The following is a 13,206-nucleotide window of genomic DNA, read 5'->3' on the forward strand; positions in this document are numbered from 1 at the left end:
AATTGAGCCGAAATCCGCACACTTGGTGCGGTGATCGCGGCGATCTGGCTGGACGTACTCGACGAGATCGCCCGTACGTGCAGCGCACACGGGCGAGGTGACCTGCTCCAGACGGTGCGGCAGAAGCGGGTCCAACTGCTGGACCCCAGGTTGCGGGTGCTCATCATCGGCGAGTCGCACCAGGGCAAGAGCCAGCTGATCAACGCCATCATCAACGCGCCGGCCTGCCCGGTCGGCGACGGCCGCACCACCGTGCTGCCGACCGTGGTGCAGCACGCCGAGGTGCCGTCGGCCGCCGTGGTCCAGGCCCCGCCGGCGACCCCGGGCCGGTCCGCCGGCAGCGCGGTCCCGGTGACCACCGAGCGGATCCCGGTACCGCTGGACAAGGTCGCCGCGGGAGTTGCCGGCACGCTCGGCCGTCGGGCCGGCGGCGGTCCGGCGCATGTCGAGATCGGACTGCCCCGGGCCCTGCTCGGCACCGGACTGGTGCTGGTGGACACACCCGGCACCGACGAGGTCGCCGCGCTCGGCGCGGCCGGCCCGACCGCCGCGCCGGCCTGGGCGGACACCGTCCTGCTGGTCTCCGATTCCACCCGGGAACTCTCGGCCGGCGAGCTGACCATGCTGCTGCACCTGGCCCGGTCGCACCCGAACGTGGTGGTGGTGCAGACCAAGACCGATCTCGTACCGGACTGGCGCGCGGTCGCCGAGCGCAACCGGCAGCACCTGGCCGACGCGGGTGTGCCGGCGCCGGTCATCCCGGTCTCGGCGGTCCTGCGGCTGCGTGCGGCCGTCGTCGACGATCGGGAACTCAACGCCGAGTCCGGCTTCCCCGTGCTGATCGCCCGGTTGCAGCGGGACCTTGCCGGCAAGTCCGACCGCCTGGCCCGGGCCGCGGTCGGCGTGATCGCCCGGACCGTGGTGGAGCAGCTCGCCGCACCGCTGCGGGCCGAGTTGGCGAGCCAGGAGGCCGAGGAGCAGTCCGGTCCGATCTCCCGGCTGCACGCGGCCCAGCGCGAGGTCGACGAGCTGCGTCGCTGCTCGATGAGGTGGCAGAACACGCTCGCCGACGAGATGGCCGACCTGCTGTCCGACATCGAGTACGACCTGCGCGACCGGACCCGGCAGATCCTGCGCCAGGTCGAGGAGGCGTTCGACGAGGCCGACCCGCTGGTCGGCTGGGACGCCTTCCAGGAGTGGCTGGAGCGCAGCCTGGTGGAGGCGGCGGAGGCGAACCACGAGTGGCTGGTCCAGCGCTGCGACTGGGCCGCCCGCCGGGTGGCCGACACCTTCGCCCGGTACGGCGGTGACGTGCTGCCGCCGTGGTCCCTGGCGGCACCACCGGACCTCGCTGACCGGCTGCCGGAGATCGAACGGCCGCAGATCGACCGCTTCACCCCGAGCCAGAAGCTGATCACCGGCATGCGCGGCTCGTACGGCGGCCTGCTGATGGTTGGTCTCGCGACGACGCTGGCCGGGATGCCGATGATCAATCCGCTCTCGATCGGCGTCGGTGCCCTGTTCGGCGGCAAGAGCATCCACGACGAGAGTCGACAGCTGCTCCGCCGCCGCCAGGCGACCGTCAAGACGGCGATCCAGCGGCACGTCGACGACTTCTTCGTCCGGGTGACCAAGGAGCGCCGGGACGGTGCCCGGCAGGTGCAGCGGATGCTGCGGGACCACTTCAGCGCGCTCACCGAGGAGCTGCAGGAGGCCATCATCCGGTCGTTCCGCAGCGCCAAGCAGGCCGCCGACACCGACGCGGCCGCCCGCGACCAGCGGCAGCGCGAGATCCGGCTGAAGATGACCCGGCTGGCCACGCTCTTCGAGCAGGCCCAGCAGTTGACCGGCGGGCGGCCCGCCCCGGCGTCGCTGGGGCCTCGGGCATGACCGTCGGGCTGCGGCTGGACGAGGCGGTGTGGGGGCTGCTGAACCAGGCCCTCCAGCTCTACGGTGACGACCCGCGGGCGGTCGACCATCTCCGGCACCAGCTGGCCAGGCTGGAGGAACCGCTGCGGATCGCGGTCGTCGGCCCGTGGCGGTCCGGCAAGTCGACGCTGCTGAACGCGATCATGGGCGAGGAGGTCGCGCCGGTCGACGGCGTGGACGGCAGCACGGTCTTCACCTGGTACGAGGACGGACCGCAGCCGAGCGCCACCGCGTACTCGACCAGCCATCCGCCGCAGGAGCTGGCGATCGCCAAGTCGGCCACCGGGATGCGGGTGGACCTCGTCGGCTGGCGGGCGGGCGAGCTGCGGGACATCGTGGTGCAGTGGCCGACCCGGACCCTGCGCCAGGTGACGCTGATCGACACGCCGGCCACCGGCCTCGACGAGCAGGGCCGGGCGCCGGTGATGGAGCGCGTGCTGCGGGACGCGGACGCGGTGCTGTACCTGACCCGCGACGGCCGCGAGAGCGACCTGCGGGCGCTGGAGACCAGCCGGGAGAGTGCCGTCGGGCAGGCCGCCGCCGTGAACGTCGTGATGGTGCTGTCCCGGGTGGACGAGACCGGCGGCGGGCGGATCGACGGGCTGCTCACCGCCCGCCAGCTCGCCCGGCGGCAGCAGCGCGACCCGCGGGTGAACGCGCTCTGCGTGCAGGTCGTCCCGTGCAGCGGCCTGCTCGGCCTGGCCGGTCGGATCCTCAGCGAGTCGGACTACGCCGTGCTCGCGGCGCTGGCCCGGGTGGCTCGTCCGGAGCTGGACCCGCACCTGCTCTCCGCCGACCGCTTCGTCCGCGGCGAGCTGCCGATCCGGCTGGACCCGGGGGTACGCGCCGCGCTGCTGGACCGGCTCGGGCTCTTCGGGCTCCGGCTGGCCACCACGCTGGTCCGTACCGGCTGCGACAGCCGGGCGAAGCTCTCCGCCGAGCTGATCCGGCGTAGCGGCCTGACCGAGCTGCGCGAGTCGATGGCCCGCTCCCTCATCGACCGCCGGGACACGCTCAAGGCGCGCTCGGCGCTGGCCGCCGTGGAGGCGCTGCTGCGGGCCGAGCCCGTCCGGGGCGCGGACGAGCTGCTCGGCCGGGTCGAGCAGATCCTCGCCGGGGCGCACGAGTTCCGTGAGCTGCGCCTGCTCGCCGCGCTGCGCACCAACCGGCTCGGCTTCGACACCGAGCTGGCGGCCGAGGCGCAGCGGCTGGTCGGCGGCGACGGGGTCGGGCTGGCGGCCCGGCTCGGCGTCGAGCACGACGCGACCGTGCAGCGGCTCTGGGAGGTCGCCGCCGAGGCGCAGTGGCGGTGGCGGAAACGCGCGGAGGACCCGCTGCTACGACTGGGCCAGCGGCGCGGCGCTCAGGTCGTCGTCCGTAGCTGCGAGGGGATGATCGCCGAGCTGGCTGAGGGGGGCCGGTGACCGCCGGCGGCGCAGCAGGCTGAGCGGGCGGACCCGCTCCAGCGGCAGGAAGCTGGTCATCGCCACCAGGTGCGGCGCGAACGAGATGGTGATCGTCGCGATGGTCACCAGGTGGAACGAGTAGAAGAAGCCGACCACGGCCAGCCGCCACCGCTGCGGCAGCACGAAGACCAGCGGGCTGAGCAGCTCGAAGGCGAGGATGCCGAACTGGGCGACGATCAGCAGGTGCGGCACCTGGGCGATCAGGTCGGCCAGGTCGGTGCCGCGTCGGATGATCGCCCGGGCCAGCACCGAGCCGGTCGCCCAGTCGAGGCCGCCGAAGCGGAACTTGGCCCAGGCGGCCAGGAAGTACGTGCAGATCACCGCGATCTGGGTGACCCGCAGCGCCCAGCCGCCCGCCTGGGTACGCGTGGGGTCGCCGTGCCGGGCCCGGCCGGCGGTGGGCAGGGCGGCCAGCGCGACGAGGAGCCCGAACCGGTCGTGGTCGACCTTGCCGTAGCTCATCGCCACGATCATCCACTCGAAGTAGAGGGCGAAGACCGTCCAGCCGAGCAGGCGCGGCGCCCGCCCGGTCGCGGCGAGCAGGGAGACCACCAGCAGCACCCAGAAGATCACGCCGACCAGGGCCGGGGTGGGGGTGGGCAGCGGGAGCAGCCGGCCGATCAGCAGCGGCTGGTAGAGGTCGTCGGGCACGTCGACGCGCGTGCGTACCCAGGGGGTGAAGACGACCAGGTCGGCGGCGACGAAGAGGTAGACGAGGGTCCGGAAGGCGGCGACCCGGCCGCGCGGGACCGCCTCGGTCAGCCAGCGGGTCACGGGTTGGCCTGCCAGCGGACGGCGGTCTGGTCGGTCCAGCGGCCGGTCGGGCGGCCGCCCTGGATGTCGTACCAGCGGATCACGATGCGGACCTCGACCACCGCGGGGGCGGCCGGGTGCCGCTCGGCGTACGCGTCGGCGACCCGGCGCAGCAGACTCGGGTCGGCGGCGTAGCGGTCCTGCTGGCCCTCGATCTCGGCGCGGCGGATGCCCGTGGCGTCCTGGCCGAGCGGGACCACCGCGCCGGTGCGGTCGACCCCCTCGACCCGGGTGTCCGGGGCGGGTGCGTCCGGCGGGTCGGAGGTGGAGTACATCCGGAACGGCCCGAACGGAAAGTCGTCGTCGGTGCCCCGGACGGTGCCGGCGAGGAGCAGCGCCAACCCGAGCACGGTGGCGCCCAGCCGGACGGCGCTGCCGCGGGTGGTCAAGGTCTCCATCGGCTGGTCACGATACGGGACCGGACCCTCCCGGGGCCTCCATCCGTCGTCCAGTCCTCGCTGGCCGTGTCGCTGCCTGTCGTACCCGCTCTAGGGCGTGTGACGGCGACGGCCGGGCCCCGGGAGCGGGACCCGGCCGTCGCCGGAGTCAGCGGTGGGTCAGTGCTTGTGCTCGGCCATCTGCTTGCGGACCTCGTCCATGTCCAGCTTCTCGACCTGCTCGATCAGGTTCTCCAAGGCGGACTCCGGCAGTGCGCCCGGCTGGGCGAAGACGATCACGCCGTCCTTGATCGCCATCACCGTGGGGATCGAGCGGATGTTGAACTTGGCGCCGAGCTCCGGCTGCGCCTCGGTGTCGACCTTGCCGAAGACGATGTCCGGGTGCTTCTCGGACGAGCGCTCGTAGACGGGGGCGAAGCGCTTGCACGGACCGCACCAGTCTGCCCAGAAGTCGAGCAGGACGATGCCGTCGCTCTCGGTCACCTCGTCGAAGTTGGCTGTGGTCAGCTCAACCGTTGCCATTGCACTCTCCGATCAGCGCGGATTGCCTACGTCCGGTGGAACCAGGGCGGACGTCCTTCCATTCCCGTGACGTACGCGACGAAACGCAGCGCAGTGCCTCGGTGACCCTGGGGGTATCGAACCGAATCTCTTCCATCGGGCGTGCGGATCGCAAGTGCACGTCGCATTTGCGTGACCACGCGTGATGGGAGCGCTTCCAAAGGAATCGACGCGATCGAGCTTCGCAGATCAGCAATTTGCCGCTTGACAAGGAGCTATCCGACGTGCAGAGATCGCTTCCGGAGCGTACGTCGGTCACGCACGGTGTTGTTACAAAAAGGTAAATGTGACCTCCATCTCTGTCGGCGCGGCATTGCCGTACGGCAGAATCTTGGGCATCAGAGCGTGGGCGGCGGGTGCCGGGGAGGGCCCCGCCGCTCATTGCGTCTCCCCCCGGGCGGAGCCCGGTGTGACATTTCCTCGCCGCCAGCGCCCCTGTCGCCGCCTTAACAAGCGGTAAGGCATGCTGTGCCGAACTCCATCGCCGCCCGTCGAAGGGGACAAGGATGCAGTTCGGCCGCTACTACGAGGAGTTCGAGGTCGGTGCGGTCTACCGGCACTGGCCGGGCAAGACGGTCACCGAATACGACGACCACCTCTTCTGCCTGCTCACCATGAACCACCATCCGCTGCACCTGGACGCCCACTACGCGGAGTCGGCGACCCAGTTCAAGCGGAACGTGGTGGTCGGCAACTACATCTACTCGCTGCTGCTGGGCATGTCGGTGCCGGACGTCAGCGGCAAGGCGATCGCCAACCTGGAGATCGAGTCGCTGCGGCACGTCGCCCCGACCTTCCACGGCGACACCATCTACGGCGAGACCACGGTGCTGGACAAGCGGGAGTCCTCCTCGAAGCCGGACCGCGGCGTGGTCGCGGTGGAGACCCGGGGCTACAACCAGGACGGCACCCTGGTCTGCGTCTTCCGCCGCAAGGTCATGGTCCCCAAGAAGGAGTACGCAGCCGCGGCCGTGCCCGAGGGCGTCGATCCGGAGCGGCCCAGCTTCCCTGAGCCGCGCTGACCTGCCGACGTATGGCGCGAAGGACCCCTTTCCGATCCGTGGGGAAGGGGTCCTTTTCCCGTTCCGGGGCATATGCTGGCGCCGGAGGTCCCCCGATGAGCGAGCGCAGCGAGCGAATCATTTGGCTCAGCGCGTCGGTGCCTCATGGTGCCGCGGAGCGGAGCGGAGCAGCGGCATGAGGCCCTCCGTCGCCGGAGAGCCCCCCTCCTCCGGACGTCGGGTCGCCCCGCTGACCACCGCCGTCTACTCCACGGCGGAGTGGGACCTGTTGACCGACCTGCCGGGTCGGGTCCTCGTCGCCGCCGCCTCGCCCGGGCCCGGACGCCCGCCGCGCGGGGTCGCCGCCGGGCTCGCCGGCCTGGACGCCGTGGCCGCCGGCCGGGCCTTCGACAGCGACCTGGTCCGGGCCGTGGTCTCCGCGATCTACGCCCGCCACGACGGTGCCGCCGACCGCGACGAACGCCTCACCGACCTGGTCGACCTGCTCGCCGCCTGCCGGGCCGCGGTCCGGGTGCTCCGGCGGCGCGCCGATCCCGCCGACGGGGCGGCCTACCGGCAGTGGGTGGAGTCCGTCGCGGCCCGGGTCTGCCGGGCCGGGGACGCCGGGGCGAGCCCCGCCGACCGGCGCTTCCTCGACCGGCTCGCCGGCGCGCTCGACCTGCGCTGACCGGGGTCACCGGCGGCGCGGCCGGTCCGGGCCGTACGCTCTGGAAACCGTGACCGACGACCAGCTCGACGTGGGTGTGGGGCCGTGGCCCGGCGACCCGCCGGACGACCCGCGGTACGACCCGGAGCTGCTCGCCGAGGGCGACCGGCGCAACGTGGTGGACCGCTACCGCTACTGGCGGCGGGAGGCCGTGGTGGCCGACCTGGACCGGCGCCGGCACGACTTCCACGTGGCCATCGAGAACTGGCAGCACGACTTCAACATCGGCACGGTGGTCCGCAACGCCAACGCCTTCCTCGCCGCCGAGGTGCACATCGTCGGGCGGCGGCGGTGGAACCGGCGCGGGGCCATGGTGACCGACCGCTACCAGCACGTCCGGCACCACTCGACGATCGACGAGTTCGTCGGGTGGGCGGCGGCGCAGCGCCTGCCGGTGGTCGGCATCGACAACCTGCCCGGCTCGAAGCCGCTGGAGAGCAGCACCCTGCCGCGCCGCTGCGTCCTCCTCTTCGGCCAGGAGGGACCGGGGTTGTCCGACGTCGCCCGTGCCGCCTGCGACCAGCTCTTCTCCATCGCCCAGTACGGCTCGACCCGGTCGATCAACGCCGGAGTGGCCAGCGGCATCGCCATGCACGCGTGGATCCGCTCGTACGCCGGACCACCGCCGGACTGACCGGTTTCCCGGATCCCGCCGCTCCGCTTGACGCCCCGCCGCCCTGGGGTGACGGTGGGAACGTGAGTGTCGCGGTGAGTTGTCCGAGGTGCGCGGGCCCAGTCCGGGAGCCGGACCTGATGCACGGTGAGTCCCGGTGCCTGCGCTGCGGTCCCGTGCCGCCGCTGCACGTTCCCGAGCGCATCGGCGCCGGGATCCTGACCAGCGTGGTGGAGCGGGTGGCCGCCGACGGTGAGTCGACCGACCGGCGGGGGGTGCCGCTGTGGTGCCCGTGGCCGCTGCCCGCCGGGTGGACGTTGACCGGGGTGGCCTGGGCGGGGGACGACCGGAGCGGGGTGCGTGCCACGGCGGTGGCCTGCGCCGGACCGGCTCCCCTCGACGGTGGACCGGCCGACCTGCTCTTCGTGGCCGAGGAGCCGGGCGTCGGGCTCGGGTCCCGGTTCGCCGGGCTGCCCGGTCCCGATCCGGGGCCGCAGGTCGCGGAGGCGCTCACGGACCCGGGCCCTGGCCACCCCGAACGCGTGCCGCACGCCAAGATCCGGGTGGGCGGCCATCCCACTCCACTGTGGCTCGTGAATTCCCCCACGGATCGAAGTGCGTACGCCGGCGAGGCTCGGGGAATGTGGCTGCATGCGATAGCCTGGCCGGCGAGTGCGGGTCACCTCCTCGCGGAAGAAGTCGTGCTGCGCGACCTCACCGAGTGGACTCCGCCCGAACTCGTGTACGGCGCACCATCCCCGTACCTGCACGGGCGGGCCTGACCGGCCAGCACGGACGGGTCGGGGAACGTACGCAGATATTCACTGTACGACACCATACTGATACTCTGGGTGCCACTGCGGTAAACCCGGCGCCGCGCGAGAGGATGGCCCGCCATGGTCAAGAAGGTCCTCACCTGGGCCGGCATCGCATTCTTGATCTTCTTTGTTGCCTACCGGCCGAACTCCGCCGCCGACGTCTTCAAGTCCCTCGGCGGCGGCATCATGGACATCGCCCAGGGCTTCGGCGACTTCTTCACCAGCCTGGTCGCCTAGCCACCGATGGGAAGCCCCTCCGGTCCGCCCTACGACCCCGACGACCCCGATCGGGAGCGCCGGGAACGCGACACCGAGCCCATCCCCCGAATCGACCCCGACGACGGTCCCGGCTTCGCCGCGGGGGCCGGCTACGGCGAGGGTCCCTCCCTTTCGGAGGACGCCGCCTTCGGTGACGGCCCCGGCTACGCCGGCGAAGGCCGCTCCGGCCGCGCCTGGATCCGCGACCCCGAGGGTGGCTACCAGCCGCCCCCGATCAGCGAGGAGGAGTTGGCCGGCCTGCGGGGCGACGCCTCCGGCGGGGCACCCCGCCGGGTGCTGCCACTGGAGGACGAGCCGAGCCCGCTGGCCGCGCGCTACCTGTTCCCCACCGAGCGGTTCCGGGGCGAGTGGAAGCGGCACTGGGTCTACATCGCCAAGCCGCTGATCATCGGCATCCTGGCCACCTTCATCCTCGGCTACCTCTCCGGCTTCCTCGCCGGGCGGCAGACCGGGGCGCTGACCACCGTCGCCGTGCTGCTCTGGTTCCTCGTGATCGGCTGGGTCGCCTGGCAGGTCGCCGAATGGTGGTACAACCGCTTCATCCTGACCAACAAACGGGTGATGGTGGTGGACGGCATCGTCACCCGGCGGGTGGCCATGATGCCGCTGGTCCGGGTGACCGACATGAAGTACGAGCAGTCCCCGGCCGGCCGGGCGCTCAACTACGGCACCTTCGTGCTGGAGTCGGCCGGTCAGGAGCAGGCGCTCCGTGAGATCAAGAGCCTGCCCAACCCGAACGAGCTCTATCTGCGCGTCGTCGAGGAGATGTACGAGCCGCAGGCCGTCGAGGCCCGGTTGGGCAAGGAGGCGGACGAGGCCAAGGCCGACGACGGCGCCTGAAACTTTTCGTCCGAACATCGGATGAACTGCAACACCATTTGCCGTCGACCCGGCACCCCGACACGTGGCAACCTGCCAGGCAGGACGGGGGCGCGGAGGTGAGCGTGGCGAGCAGGGACCCGCTGGAGGAGGAGTTCCGCGAGTTCGTCGCGGCCCGCTCCGGCGCTCTGCTGCGCACCGCGTACCTGCTGACCGGGGACTGGGCGACGGCCGAGGACCTGCTCCAGACCGCGCTGACCAAGACGTACCTGGCCTGGAAGCGGCTCGGCGGGATCGAGGCCATCGAGCCGTACGCCCGCCGGGTCATGGTCAACACCTCGACGAGCTGGTGGCGGCGCCGGTGGCACGGTGAGCGCCCGACCGAGGTGCTGCCCGAACGGGCCGGGGCCGACGAGATCGAGCAGCAGCTCGACCGGGACGCGCTCTGGCGGCACCTCCAGGCGCTGCCGGCCCGGCAGCGGGCCGTGCTGGTGCTCCGCTTCTACGAGGACATGTCCGAGGCGCAGACCGCCGCACTGCTGGAGATCTCGCCGGGCACCGTGAAGAGCCAGACCTCCCGCGCGTTGAACACCCTGCGCCGCCGGCTGGGCTCCGAGGCGGCCCTGGGCCTGCCCGCCGAGCCGGCGGAGGCGGCGCCGGTCCGGCCCGCGCCGCGTACCGCCGCCGCACCGGTGCGGCCGTCGCCGCCGGTCGAAGCACCGGCGGCCAGCCGCCCGCCGGTGGTCCGGCCGGCCCCGCTCTCCGGCGGCCCGGCCGCCGTCCGCCGTGCCGCCACCGTCCCGGTGGAGACCCGATGAGCGAGCGATCCATCAGGCTCAGCGCGGTGATGCCGCACGGCGCTCCCCAGCGCGGCGAGGAAAAGTCATGAGCAGTACGCCGAACTCCTGCGACAACCGGACGGGCGGCCCGGAGCGTTCATTCCCCGTGAGCGAGGACGAGCTGGAGCGGGCGCTGCGGGAGACGTTCACCCGTCGCGCCGAGACGCCGCGCCCGCTCGCCGCCGATCCGGCCGGGTTGGCCATCCGGCGGGCCCGCCGGACCGGCCGGCGTCGCGCGCTGACCGGCCTCGCCCTGGCCGGGATGGCCACGGTGCTGGTCACCACCGGCATGGCCCAGCTCGGCGGGCCGGCCGGCCAGGGGACCACCCCCACCGTGGTGCTCGGCGACCCGCGCGGCTTCACACCCTCCCCGCTGTCCACCGCGTCCACCGCCGTGCCGGCCCCGCCGGATCCGGTCCGCGCCGAACTGGACCTGCTCGTCGGCTCCTGGCTGCACACCAGCGGGGGCGAGCGCCGCGAGCTGACCGGCGCGGGCCCGATCGAACGGGCGCAACGCGTCCCCGACTACGGCGGCTGGCTGATCACCTCGGCGGCCACCGCGGCCGGCCGTACCCTCTGGTGGGTGCCGCCCAACGGCAGCCCTCCGCAGGTGCTGCTGGCCGGCGCGGACGCCGTCGCGGTCGCGGTGGACGGGCGGCAGGTGGCCTGGCGCGACGGCGCCGAACTCCGCGCCGCCGGCCTGGTCGGTGGCCAGCTCGTCGCGACCACCGGGGCGGCGGCCCCGGACGGGGCGGTGCCGGTCGGCTTCGCCGGCGACGCGGTCCTGATCCGGCAGCCCGGCACGGGCGGATTCAACGTCTGGCGCCGGGCGGCGGGCGGCGTGCCGGGCGCCGCGAACCGGGACGTGCTGAACGTCTACGGCGCGCTGCCCGACGGCCGGGTGGTCGGGCAGGTCTCCGCCGGTACGCCCCGACGCCCCTGCCTGGCCCTGCTCGACCCGGCCCGCGCCCTCAGCACCGTCCGCACCGGCTGCGGGCCGGCACTCGCCACCGACGGCCTCGGCGGGGTCTCCGCCGACGGGCGGTGGCTGCTGGTGAACGGCACGCGGAAGAACGCCCTCCTGGTCGACCTGAACACCCTGGGCGCGACCGTGTCGGCCCGCCCGGCCGGGCCGGCGGTGGCCGGCGCGGTGGCGTGGAGCCGTGCCGGGGTGGCCCTGCACGTCGACGCCGCCGGCCAACTGGTCCGGGTACGCCCGGACCGGGTGCTGGCCGGCGAGCGCCCCACCGGGTTGCCGGTCGACGGGGTCGCCGCGGGCGAGCGCCCGGTGGTGGTGGCCGACACCCGCTCCTGACCCGGCTTACCGCCCGCAGCGGCGGGTGGCGTGGTCGGGCGGTAGCGTCGGCGGGGTGACCTCGGCCGCCCGGATCGACCTGCACGCGCACTCCACCGCCAGCGACGGCACCCTCAGCCCCGCCGAGTTGGTCCGGGCCGCCGCCGAGGCCGGTCTCGACGTCGTGGCGATCACCGACCACGACACCACGGCCGGCTGGGACGCCGCGGCTCGCGCGCTGCCGTCCGGGCTCACCCTGGTCCGGGGCGCGGAGGTCTCCTGCCGCTGGCACGGCGTCGAGCCGGCGCTCCCGCTGCACCTGCTCGCGTACCTCTTCGACCCGGCGGAGCCGGAACTGGTCGCGGAGCTGGCCCGGGTCCGGCGCGCCCGGGAGGAGCGCGGCGAGCGGATCGTCCGGCTGCTGCAGGCCGACGGGATCAACGTGAGCTGGCGGGAGATCCTGGCCGGCGCGGCCGGCGGGGCCGTCGGCCGCCCGCACATCGCCCAGGCGCTGATCCGGGCCGGGCTGGTCGCCACCACCAGCGAGGCGTTCGGGCCGGACTGGTTGGGGGAGCGGTACCGGCTGCCCAAGGAGGACATCGACGTGTTCCGGGCGGTGGCGCTGGTCCGGGCGGCCGGCGGGGTGCCGGTCTTCGCCCACCCCCGGGCCAGCCGGCGCGGCCGGATCGTGCCGGACGAACTGGTCGCGGAGCTGGCCGCGGCCGGGCTGGCCGGCCTGGAGGCCGACCACGAGGACCACACGCCGGCCGAGCGCGCCCACGTCCGCGGGCTCGCCGCCGAGCTGGGACTGCTGGTCACCGGGTCGTCGGACTTCCACGGGACGCACAAGACCGTCCGGCTCGGCGCGCACACCACCGATCCCGAGGCGTACGAGCGGATCGTGGCCGCTGCCACCGGAGTGACCCCGATCGCTTCAGGCTGAAGCCGCCGGGCGGCGCGGCTACCGTGTCCGCGTGGATCTCAAGCTCTTCGGCGAGGTCTTCGTGACCCTGCTGGTGATCGTCGACCCGCCCGGCATGTTGCCGATCTTCCTGGCGCTCACCGGTCCGCTCGCCGCCCGGGACCGGAACCGGGCCGCCTGGCAGGCCGTGGCGCTGGCGCTCGGGGTGATCGTGGTGTTCGCCGTGGCCGGGCAGACGCTCCTGGCCTACCTGCACGTCTCCCTGCCGGCATTGCAGGCCGCCGGCGGGCTGCTGCTGGTGCTGGTCGCGTTGGAACTGCTGACCGGCAAGGCCGACGACCCGAGCCAGCCGGCCACGTCCAATATCGCCCTGGTTCCGCTGGGCACCCCGCTGCTGGCCGGACCGGGCGCCATCGTCGCCACCATGCTCTTCGTGCAGCGGTCCGGCGGGCCCACCGACTACCTCGCGATCGCCCTCGCGATCGTCGCGGTGATGGTCACGGTCTGGCTGGCGCTGCGCTTCTCCGGCGTGATCGTCAAGATCCTGCGGCCGGGTGGCATCGAGGTGCTCACCCGGATCGCCGGCCTGCTGCTGGCCGCCATCGCGGTGCAGCTCATCGCCGACGCGATCGCCGCGTTCGTGACCCACTTCATCACCACGGGCTGACCCCCGAGGCCTTGCTGCCGGCTGCGTCGCCGGCCCGCCGGCGGCGGGCTGTCGTACCGG

General features: G+C 73.3%; 15 protein-coding genes. 12 read left to right on the plus strand and 3 right to left on the minus strand.

Going from position 1 to position 13,206, the window contains the following annotated elements; genetic code table 11:
• The first annotated feature begins 30 nt into the window (after positions 1-30).
• On the plus strand, positions 31-1,890 hold the full coding sequence (locus tag ACGF4F_RS08025) for a dynamin family protein (protein ID WP_357437327.1): 1,860 nt from the start codon (positions 31-33) through the stop codon (positions 1,888-1,890).
• The gene (locus ACGF4F_RS08030; RefSeq protein WP_357437330.1) at positions 1,887-3,353 is read left to right on the plus strand and encodes a dynamin family protein; all 1,467 of its coding nucleotides are present in this window, start codon (positions 1,887-1,889) and stop codon (positions 3,351-3,353) included. Before ACGF4F_RS08025 ends, ACGF4F_RS08030 begins: the two co-directional genes overlap by 4 nt.
• Here the strand turns inward: ACGF4F_RS08030 and ACGF4F_RS08035 are convergent.
• From ACGF4F_RS08035 to trxA, 3 genes are all read right to left on the minus strand, one after another.
• Positions 3,267-4,169 (minus strand): MFS transporter permease, encoded by a 903-nt coding sequence (locus ACGF4F_RS08035; protein ID WP_357437333.1) that lies wholly within the window; start codon positions 4,167-4,169, stop codon positions 3,267-3,269. The genes ACGF4F_RS08030 and ACGF4F_RS08035 overlap by 87 nt on opposite strands.
• Positions 4,166-4,606 (minus strand): hypothetical protein, encoded by a 441-nt coding sequence (locus ACGF4F_RS08040; protein WP_357437335.1) that lies wholly within the window; start codon positions 4,604-4,606, stop codon positions 4,166-4,168. The genes ACGF4F_RS08035 and ACGF4F_RS08040 overlap by 4 nt, the downstream gene beginning before the upstream one ends.
• A 159-nt stretch (positions 4,607-4,765) precedes the next feature.
• Entirely contained in the window at positions 4,766-5,128 is a 363-nt protein-coding gene (trxA, locus tag ACGF4F_RS08045; protein ID WP_357437338.1) for a thioredoxin, read from the minus strand.
• A 545-nt stretch (positions 5,129-5,673) separates the two neighbouring features.
• Here trxA and ACGF4F_RS08050 point away from each other — a divergent pair.
• The 10 genes from ACGF4F_RS08050 (at position 5,674) to ACGF4F_RS08095 (ending at position 13,146) form a co-directional block, all read left to right on the plus strand.
• The gene (locus ACGF4F_RS08050) at positions 5,674-6,189 is read left to right on the plus strand and encodes a MaoC family dehydratase (protein ID WP_073840021.1); all 516 of its coding nucleotides are present in this window, start codon (positions 5,674-5,676) and stop codon (positions 6,187-6,189) included.
• A 175-nt stretch (positions 6,190-6,364) separates the two neighbouring features.
• Positions 6,365-6,856: a hypothetical protein gene (locus ACGF4F_RS08055; RefSeq protein WP_357437341.1), complete on the plus strand. Its 492-nt coding sequence runs from the start codon at positions 6,365-6,367 to the stop codon at positions 6,854-6,856.
• A 49-nt stretch (positions 6,857-6,905) separates the two neighbouring features.
• Positions 6,906-7,529, plus strand: a complete 624-nt coding sequence (locus ACGF4F_RS08060; RefSeq protein ID WP_357437343.1) for an RNA methyltransferase — start codon at positions 6,906-6,908, stop codon at positions 7,527-7,529.
• A 74-nt stretch (positions 7,530-7,603) separates the two neighbouring features.
• A complete protein-coding gene (locus ACGF4F_RS08065; RefSeq protein ID WP_357437882.1) occupies positions 7,604-8,290 on the plus strand; it encodes a DUF6758 family protein in 687 nt (228 codons plus the stop codon).
• 114 nt (positions 8,291-8,404) lie between these two features.
• Positions 8,405-8,563, plus strand: a complete 159-nt coding sequence (locus ACGF4F_RS08070; RefSeq protein WP_007455302.1) for a hypothetical protein — start codon at positions 8,405-8,407, stop codon at positions 8,561-8,563.
• A 6-nt stretch (positions 8,564-8,569) separates the two neighbouring features.
• A complete protein-coding gene (locus ACGF4F_RS08075; RefSeq protein ID WP_357437346.1) occupies positions 8,570-9,445 on the plus strand; it encodes a PH domain-containing protein in 876 nt (291 codons plus the stop codon).
• Positions 9,446-9,549: 104 nt separating this feature from the next.
• Complete coding sequence (locus ACGF4F_RS08080; RefSeq protein WP_357437348.1) at positions 9,550-10,242, plus strand: SigE family RNA polymerase sigma factor; 693 nt, start codon at positions 9,550-9,552, stop codon at positions 10,240-10,242.
• A 67-nt stretch (positions 10,243-10,309) separates the two neighbouring features.
• Positions 10,310-11,578 carry a hypothetical protein gene (locus ACGF4F_RS08085; RefSeq protein ID WP_357437351.1) on the plus strand — a complete coding sequence of 423 codons (1,269 nt, stop codon included), beginning with the start codon at positions 10,310-10,312 and terminating at the stop codon, positions 11,576-11,578.
• A 55-nt stretch (positions 11,579-11,633) separates the two neighbouring features.
• The gene (locus ACGF4F_RS08090; protein WP_357437353.1) at positions 11,634-12,500 is read left to right on the plus strand and encodes a PHP domain-containing protein; all 867 of its coding nucleotides are present in this window, start codon (positions 11,634-11,636) and stop codon (positions 12,498-12,500) included.
• A gap of 31 nt (positions 12,501-12,531) precedes the next feature.
• Positions 12,532-13,146, plus strand: a complete 615-nt coding sequence (locus ACGF4F_RS08095; protein ID WP_357437356.1) for a MarC family protein — start codon at positions 12,532-12,534, stop codon at positions 13,144-13,146.
• Positions 13,147-13,206: the final 60 nt, after the last annotated feature.

This window comes from Micromonospora sp. NPDC047740 (assembly GCF_043204735.1).
Classification (GTDB): Bacteria; Actinomycetota; Actinomycetes; order Mycobacteriales; family Micromonosporaceae; genus Micromonospora.